Origin of the sequence: Maribacter sp., assembly GCF_039968975.1 — a bacterium.
Classification (GTDB): Bacteria; Bacteroidota; Bacteroidia; order Flavobacteriales; family Flavobacteriaceae; genus Maribacter.
Map to the genome: position 1 here is coordinate 1 of NZ_JBDVOT010000162.1, position 8,906 is coordinate 8,906.

Here is an 8,906-nt window from a genome sequence, read left to right on the forward strand (position 1 = left end):
AAGACAACGCAAATACTTACCACAATAATCATTTTAATTATCAATCTTGGTCACGCCCAATATGTAATCAAAGATGGTTCTGAACTTTTAAATTTAAAAAAAGTGCCCCAAGAGAAGGCATATGTGGATCATAACGGTCCATTAGTACTATCTGGCGAATACTTGTATTATTCAATTCACTGCTTTAATGCACAAACCAATAACCCTAGTAAAATAAGTACAATTGGGTATGTAGCACTTGTAAATGAAGCAAAGGACTTTGTTTTTGAACATAAAGTGAAGTTGAGCAAAGGGCATGGCTATGGTGATTTCTTTGTATCTACAGATATACCGTCCGGCAGGTACAAGCTTTTAGGTTATACGCAATGGATGAAAAATGCAGGTCTATCTCAAGTTTTTAAAGATGATATTGTAATCATCAACCCGTATTTGGTAGACCAATCTACCCTTCTAAAAAATAATGCCGATGCGTTATCGTCTATTTCATCTGAGGCTATTTCGGTATCAGATTCATCAACAATTACAATTAGAACTAACCAATCTACATATCAACCTCGAGAGAAAGTAAACCTGAACATCAAAAATTACAAAGGAACTTTAGGTCATGGTTTTTACAGTATCAAAGTAAAAAGAAAGGAAGAAATAGACTTACCTTCTTCCCTCAATTCCGTTACTTATGGTAATGCATATTTCAATGCAGATAAAGAAATTAAACAGACCATTGGTGATAACATTTTTTTACCAGAACAGCGTGGAGAACTTGTTTATGGAACAGTAAAAAATAGTAAGACAGGTTTACCCGCTGAGAACCTTCCCGTTGTTATTTCTATTCCTGGGAAAGAATCATTATTGAAGTTTTCTAAAACCGACCAAAATGGAAATTTCTATTCTTACATACGCAAAGACCGTAAAAACCCTATGGCGGTAATACAGGTTGAAGACCAAAGCAAAATGTATACTATAGAAAAAGGAACACCTGGTGCTATTGATTTAACTGATTTATCTTTTTCTAACTTTACATTATCAAAAGAACATGCAGAATATCTTACCAATAGAAGTGTATTAAATCAGATCGAAAACCAATTTTTTAGTACTAAACCAGATTCAATTTTACAGAGTAATACCATAGATATTTTTAACGGCGGTATTCCAGAAATTATTATTCTAGATGAATATACAAGATTTCCTACCCTTGAAGAGACGTTGGTAGAAGTGGTGAAGTTTGCGGGATTTAGAAAAGCAAATACTAGTGACGCATATATTAGAATTGGGCAAGATTTTAAGTCTTATGACGAAGAATACAACGACTTCCCCGCTATAGTTTTAATTGATGGAGTATTTATACCACATCATGAAACAATAAGAGCATTTGACGCCCGTAAAATTGAAAAAATTAGTTTGACTAGAGATCAATTTCGTTTAGGACAGAAAGAGTATCAAGGTATTATTTCTATTGAAACCTTTGATGCCAATTTTTTAGACACTTATACTGCTAAAAACAGTCTAATAGTACCATTTACCCAACCTGTAGCCAAAAAGAACTACTTTGTGCAAACCTATCAAACAGATGATACTTCGTTCAATAGAATACCAGATTACAGAAGAATACTATACTGGAATCCACTTTTAAATATTGAAGCTAGCGATTATCAGTTTGAATTTTTTACTTCAGATATAGAAGGAACCTACGAGATAATTTTAAACGGATTTACTTCTTACGGTAAACCGATGCATGTAGTGAAAGAAATAGAAATAGTAACGAAGAATATTAACTAAGACTTACTCTATCAATATAAACTCTGAACGTCTGTTTAATTGATGATCACGATCAGAACAAATGACTCCGTTTGCGCATTTATTGATTAGTGCGGTTTCTCCGTAGCCTTTTCCTGTTATTCTACTTTCATCTATTCCTGCAGATATGATATAGGCAACCGTTCTTTTCGCTCTTCGATCAGAGAGCCAAAGGTTGTAACCATCCTCTTCCCTACTATCTGTATGCGATCCAATTTCTACTTTTATCTCTGGTCTTTTAATCATATAGGCAACTACCTTATCTAAATTTTCAAAAGCATCATCACGTAGGTATGAACTGTTCAAATCAAAATAGATAGGCGCCAGTTTTAAAACCTTTACCAAATCCGCTCCAATTACAGCAACCTTACTACTCTCCTCCAATACCACACGGGCATTTTTAATATTCTTTTCATCGGGAGTGGTAAACATAAAAATAGAACCCTCTTCATAACCGTCAAGATTGGCAACAATTGAATATTGACTTTCTTGACATGGAATTTCTATACTATAGTTACCCTCAGCATCCGTTATTGCCTCGCCTATATTACCTCCTGAAGTGTTCTTGCCGTTCACAGTAACAAATGGCAAAGGCTGTTCCGTGTCCTTATCTACCGCGGTACCAGTAATAGTCACCATACAGTCTATCGTTTTCAGCGCATAAATATCATCATTACCAACTCCTCCGTTTCGGTTAGAAGCAAAAAAACCTGAATTGGTTTCTTCATCGAAAATCATTGAAAAGTCATCATTAGGGCTATTGATTGGGTTACCCAAATTCTTTACCGCTCCTTCATTTTTTAAATCGATTGAAAACATATCCAATCCACCTAAACCTGGGTGTCCGTCAGATGCAAAATACAGCACGCCAGATGCTGATATAAACGGAAAAGTCTCTTTACTTTCAGTATTGATTTTAGACCCCAAATTCTCTGGTGTTCCAAAACTACCATCTGGATGAATAGCTACCATAAAAATATCTGACGCACCTAATGTACCAGGCATGTCCGAAGAGAAATAAAGTTTTGTTCCCTCGTTATTTAATGTAGGATGCGCTACGGAATACAAGTCACTATTAAATGGTAGATCTTCGATAGCTCCCCATTTTCCATCTGTAAACGTACTTCTGTAAATCTTTAACCTACTAATACCATTCTTATCTCTATTGAAAGAGCCCTTTTTATAATTATTTCGCGTAAAATACATGGTATTCCCATCTTTTGAAAAAGTGGTCGAAGATTCATTTGCGACAGATTTTAACTCTTCAGGAAATGCAGTTGCCGTACTATATTGTCCTTTCTCTGGACGTGTTGTTTTATAAAGATTTAAATACGGAGTAGAACTACGATCAGTAGTTTCTAAATCCCTGCCAGTAGAGAAAACCAAAAATTCTTTGTAGAATGATGGCGCAAAATCTGATTCTTTAGAATTTACGGAAGCTAAGTTTTCAATAGTATATTCATTTGATGCAGTCATTAATTCATCAAAATAACCTTCATCTTTATTGTAATTCTGAGCACGTACATCATTCTTTTTAGCCTTCTTGAATTTTTTCATCCAAATTTCAGAATCCTTATAATTTTTAATCGATTTTAAAGATTGTGCATATCTGTACATATAGTCTGGTTCTGTAGTTGAACTATTCAGTTCTAACAGCTTTGCATACCAATAACTAGCCTCATCATACTTTGCCCTTAAATAAGCTTCATTACCAAGGTTTTTACAAATATCTTCATCAGACATTCCTTTTTTACTCAACTCTTCATACGTTGAACCATCGCCCATGTAGGCATAATGTTCAAAATTATCGGCTACAGCTTTTTTGTTCCCTTTCTGTGCAGAACACAGTGCAGAAATAAAAAGAAGTATTACAAAAACCGTAGACGATTTAAAGTTCATTGCTATTTATATTTAAAAGAATCTAGGGGTTAAGTCAATTTTATCTTTCTTCAAAAACTCATACCTAAGAAACACCTCGAAAGATCCGTTATTATATTTCGTGCCACCCAATTCAGAGATTTCACTATCATAGGCAAGTCCGAGCATAAATTCCGGAGTCATTTGAAATCCGAACAATGCACTTAGAGCAGCATCCCATCTATAAGCCGCTCCCATTGAAAATTTATCGTTCAATAAGAAATTTGCTGAAACGTCTGCCTGTAATGGAGCACCTGGTGTTGCTTTTAATAAGAATGCCGGTTTAAATTTTAATGATGGCGACATGTCAAAAACATAACCAGAAATCAAATACCAAGTAACCCTATCTACCGAGACCAAGCCCTCGTTACCATCAGAACTATCAAAATGCTCCGTTTGCAGGAAGTTGGGTATAGATAAACCAGTGTAAAATTTATCATTGTGATAATAAACTCCAGCTCCAAAATTGGGCGTAAATTTCTTATAAAGGTCTGTATCGGTTATGGCAACACCACCTGCACTATAATTTCTAAGGTTATTAAAATCTAGATTTAATAGGTGTCCGCCAGCTTTTAATCCAAACGATAATTTATCAGTTTCTGAAGTTTCTACAGTATATGAAAAAGCCACATCTATGTATGTATTCTGATTGGTATTATTCCCAATCTCATCATGTACTATTGACAAACCTAATCCCACCTTATTTGATGTTGGGCCATGAACACTTAATGTTTGTGTATTTGGAGCTCCATCTCTACCCACCCATTGTGATCTGTGCAATGCAGAAATACTTAAGGCATCACGTGAGCCAGCATAAGCAGGGTTTACTGAAAAAGTATTGTACATGTATTGGGTATACTGCGCATCTTGCTGAGCAAGCACAAAAAACTGACCACCTATTGTCAAGGTGAAAACCAAAAAGAATATGTTGTATATCTTCTTCATCTTCTATTGAATTACATATAGATAACCAGTTAACATTTTTTCCACTCCATTAGCCATGTAATAGATATCATAATAATAGGTGCCAGCAGGTAATTTCTCATTCTGATTGATGGTAATTCTACCCTCTGACACTCCTTTAAATGCTCGAGTTTCATTTTCATAGCCTTCAATTTCCCAAACTAAAACTCCGTATCTATTGTAAATTTTTACCGAGTTTTCAGGAAACCTTTCAATATTTATAATCTCAAAACCACTATTCATTATATCCCCAGGTTTCACCAAATCTAGTTCAACATAAATATCGCATTTACTGCCAGATAGTGGAGTTCCCCCTAAAGAATCACATGCATCTAAAGGGTCAGTACCATCGGCAATCTCTTGTCCGTCCATGATTCCGTCTCCATCCGTATCTGGATTATAAGGATCTGTACCAATTCTTATTTCTTCTTCATCTGGTAATCCGTCATTATCAGTATCATTATCAACAGGCTCGCTTTCTAAGATTATAGTAACTTCTCCTTGACCTTGGTTTCCTGCTATATCTTCAGCGGTGATAAATAAAATTAATTCTGGTTCTATAATTGGGAATGAAGCATCCTCTGGCTGATCCGTTTCTGTTCGTATTTCCCAAATACCAATAATGTCCGTATTAATTACATATTCTAAAATAATTCCTGTATCGCCGACCTCAACAGTAATGTTCAATATCTCATTTGGACTCCCCAAACCAAGTAAAATTGGAAACGTATCCATAGTTTTAAAACTATCTACCAATGGCGGTTCAATATCAACGATATAAGTATGTTGATCAGAAGCTGAACCTGTGTTTCCTTCAATAGTTAGCGTAGTTACCGAAGCAATAATAGTACTATCCACATCTGCTGCTAGATGTGTGCCAGGTACCGATATTTCAAAAAGACCATTTTCATTCACAGGACCGGTGTAATCATTAGCATCTATGATTAGAGTAACAATATCTCCCGTTATAAAATCACCAGAAACTGTTCCTGTTATAAGAACCGGATTCTGAGTTTCGGTTTCATTAATAATATTATCTGCTGTAACATCATCTATGGTGATAATAGGTAATACTATAATGGTATCTTTACAATCTATTATTCCGTTGCCATCAGCATCAGTTTGATTAAATTCTACAGTAACAATACTTGTATCATTTGTAGCACAAGGTGCTATTGCAACAACGGTATATGTAAACGTGTCATTCCCATTATCAGCCCATGTTCCGCCAGCATCAGGAGAACCTGATAGTTGTGCAAAAAGGTCTGCATTGGTAATAGTATCACCTTCGCATATATTCAATGTCCCGTCGATTCCTGCATTAGGTTGTGCTTGCTCGGTTACCGTTACGATACTTTCATCATCTGTGGTACATGGTGCTATTGCAGCAACTGTGTAAGTGTGTGTTCCATCGCCATTATCTACCCAAGTCCCACCTGTATCCGGATTTCCTGTTAACTGTGTGAAAAGATCTGCATTTGTGAATGTAGCTGCTTGACAGATATTCAACGTTCCATCAATTCCCGCATTGGGTTGCGCTTGCTCGGTTACCGTTACTATACTTTCGTCATCTATTGTACACGGTGCAATTGCGGCTACTGTGTACGTGTGAGTTCTATCGCCATTATCTACCCAAGTTCCGCCCGTATCCGGATTACCTATTAACTGTGCGAAAAGGTCTGCATTTGTGAAAGTAGCTCCTTGACAGATATTCAATGTCCCGTCGATTCCTGCATTTGGTTGTGCTTGCTCGGTTACCGTTACGATACTTTCATCATCCGTAGTACATGGTGCAGTTGCAGTTACGGTATATGTGTGAGTCCCATCGTTATTGTCTATCCAAGTTCCACCTGTATCTGGATTTCCCGTTAATTGTGCAAATAAGTCTGCATTGGTGAATGTTTCACCTTCGCAAATATTAAATATGCCATCGATACCTGCATTTGGTTGCGCTTGTTCTGTTACGGTTACGACACTTTCATCATCTATTGTACATGGTGCTATTGCTGCTACGGTATAGGTGTGAGTTCCATCGCCATTATCAAACCATGTTCCACTCGTATCTGGATTTCCCGTTAATTGGGCAAATAAATCATCGTTATCAAATGTAGCTCCTTGACAGATATTCAATGTTCCATCGATTCCCGCATTTGGTTGTGCCTGTTCCGTTACCGTTACAGTACTTTCGTCATCCGTTGTACATGGTGCAGTTGCAGTTACAGTATAGGTATGAGTTCCATCATTATTGTTAACCCATGTTCCACCCGTATCCGGATTACCTGTTAGTTGAGCAAATAAGTCTGCGTTGGTGAATATATCTCCTTGTCAAATAGTTAATGTTCCGTCGATTCCTGCATTTGGTTGTACCTGTTCGGTTACGGTTACAATACTTTCATCATCAATTGTACATGGTGCTATTGCAGTAACTGTGTACCTATGAGTTCCATCGCCATTATTTACCCAAGTTCCACCTGTATCTGGAGAACCGGTCAATTGTGCGAATAAATCATTATTATCAAATGTATCTCCAGAGCAAATATTCAAGGTTCCATCAATACCTGCATTTGGTTGCGCTTGCTCGGTTACCGTTACTATACTTTCATCATTTGTGATACATGGTGCAGTTGCAACAACTGTGTACGTGTGAGTTCCATCACCATTATCTACCCATGTTCCGCCTGTTTCTGGAGAACCTGTTAATTGAGCGAACAGGTCATTATTATCAAATGTATCTCCGAAACATATGCTCAACGTTCCGTCGATTCCTGCATTTGGTTGCGCTTGTTCTGTTACGGTTACGACACTTTCATCGTCAGTTGTACATGGTGAAGTTGCTGCCACCGTATATGTGTGAGTTCCATCGCCGTTATCTACCCAAGTTCCACCAGTATCTGGATTTCCTGTCAACTGTGCGAATAAGTCTGAATTTGTGAATGTATCTCCTTGACAAATAGTTAATGTTCCATCGATTCCCGCATTTGGCTGTGCTTGCTCGGTTACCGTTACTATACTTTCATCGTCTGTTGTACATGGTGCAGTTGCAGTTACGGTATATGTGTGCGTTCCATCATTATTATCAACCCATGTTCCGCCTGTATCTGGAGAACCAGTTAATTGAGCGAACAGATCATCATTATCAAATGTAGCTCCTTGACAGATATTCAAGGTTCCATCAATTCCTGCATTTGGTTGCGCTTGTTGGGTTACCGTTACGATACTTTCGTCATCAGTTGTACATGGAGCAGTTGCAGCTACTGTGTACGTGTGAATTCCATCCCCATTATCTGCCCATGTTCCGCCTGTTTCTGGATTTCCCGTTAATTGGGCAAATAAATCATCGTTATCAAATGTATCTCCTGAGCAAATATTCAAGGTTCCGTCGATTCCCGCATTTGGTTGCGCTTGCTCCGTTACCGTTACAATGCTTTCATCGTCTGTTGTACATGGTGCAGTTGCGGTTACAGTATAGGTGTGAGTTCCATCTCCATTATCTGCCCATGTTCCGCCTGTATCTGGATTGCCTGTTAATTGTGCGAACAGATCATCGTTATCAAATGTAGCTCCGGCACAAATATTCAATGTTCCATTAACTCCCGCATTTGGTTGCGCTTGTTGTATTACGGTTACAATACTTTCGTCATCTATTGTGCATGGTGAAATTGCTGAAACTGTGTATGTATGTGTTCCATCATTATTGTCTACCCAAGTTCCTCCAGTATCTGGATCGCCTGTCAACTGTGCAAATAAGTCGGAATTTGTGAATGTAGCTCCGGCACAAATATTCAAGGTTCCGTCGATTCCTGCATTGGGTTGTACTTGTTCGGTTACCGTTACGATACTTGTATCACCTGTTGTACATGGTGCAACAGCAATTAACGTATATGTAAAAGTATCATCACCATTATTTGTCCAAGTTCCACCAGCATCAGGTGCACCTGTTAATACTGCAAAGAGTTCAGAATTCTCAAAAGAATCTCCAAAGCAAATATTAAGAGTGCCATCAATTCCAGCATTCGGACAAGCATAAACCGTAATCGTAGCAGTTGCATGTTGTGTATAACCTTTTGAATCTGTTATTCCATATGTAAAAGAATCGGTTCCGGTATAATCAGTATCAGGTGTATAAGTAAAATAATCATCTACGGGATTTGTGACTGTAGCATTATTATTCAATGATACACTACCGTTCGTTGGCGTACTTACAATAAATATACTACCAGAGCTAGGACCAT

The 8,906-nt window shown here is 37.5% G+C and carries 5 protein-coding genes; 1 reads left to right on the forward strand and 4 read right to left on the reverse strand.

What is annotated here, in order from left to right; genetic code table 11:
- Positions 1 to 1,776, forward strand: a 1,776-nt coding sequence (locus ABJI11_RS11050) for a hypothetical protein (protein ID WP_348352104.1), incomplete at its 5' end; no start/stop codon positions are given.
- Positions 1,777 to 1,779: 3 nt separating this feature from the next.
- Here ABJI11_RS11050 and ABJI11_RS11055 read toward each other — a convergent pair.
- The 4 genes from ABJI11_RS11055 to ABJI11_RS11070 form a co-directional block, all read right to left on the reverse strand.
- Entirely contained in the window at positions 1,780 to 3,693 is a 1,914-nt protein-coding gene (locus tag ABJI11_RS11055) for an OmpA family protein (protein WP_348352106.1), read from the reverse strand.
- 12 nt (positions 3,694 to 3,705) lie between these two features.
- Positions 3,706 to 4,656 carry a type IX secretion system membrane protein PorP/SprF gene (locus tag ABJI11_RS11060; protein WP_348352108.1) on the reverse strand — a complete coding sequence of 317 codons (951 nt, stop codon included), beginning with the start codon at positions 4,654 to 4,656 and terminating at the stop codon, positions 3,706 to 3,708.
- 3 nt (positions 4,657 to 4,659) lie between these two features.
- Positions 4,660 to 6,804 (reverse strand): gliding motility-associated C-terminal domain-containing protein, encoded by a 2,145-nt coding sequence (locus tag ABJI11_RS11065; RefSeq protein WP_348352110.1) that lies wholly within the window; start codon positions 6,802 to 6,804, stop codon positions 4,660 to 4,662.
- A gap of 195 nt (positions 6,805 to 6,999) precedes the next feature.
- Positions 7,000 to 8,906: Ig-like domain-containing protein (locus ABJI11_RS11070; protein ID WP_348352113.1), on the reverse strand; the 1,907-nt coding region annotated here is incomplete at its 5' end.

What these genes read in the sequence shown, in the direction of transcription:
- ABJI11_RS11055 (WP_348352106.1), bottom strand. Translation starts at nt 3,693, where the DNA reads ATGAACTTTAAATCGTCTACGGTTTTTGTAATACTTCTTTTTATTTCT.
- ABJI11_RS11060 (WP_348352108.1), bottom strand. Translation starts at nt 4,656, where the DNA reads ATGAAGAAGATATACAACATATTCTTTTTGGTTTTCACCTTGACAATA.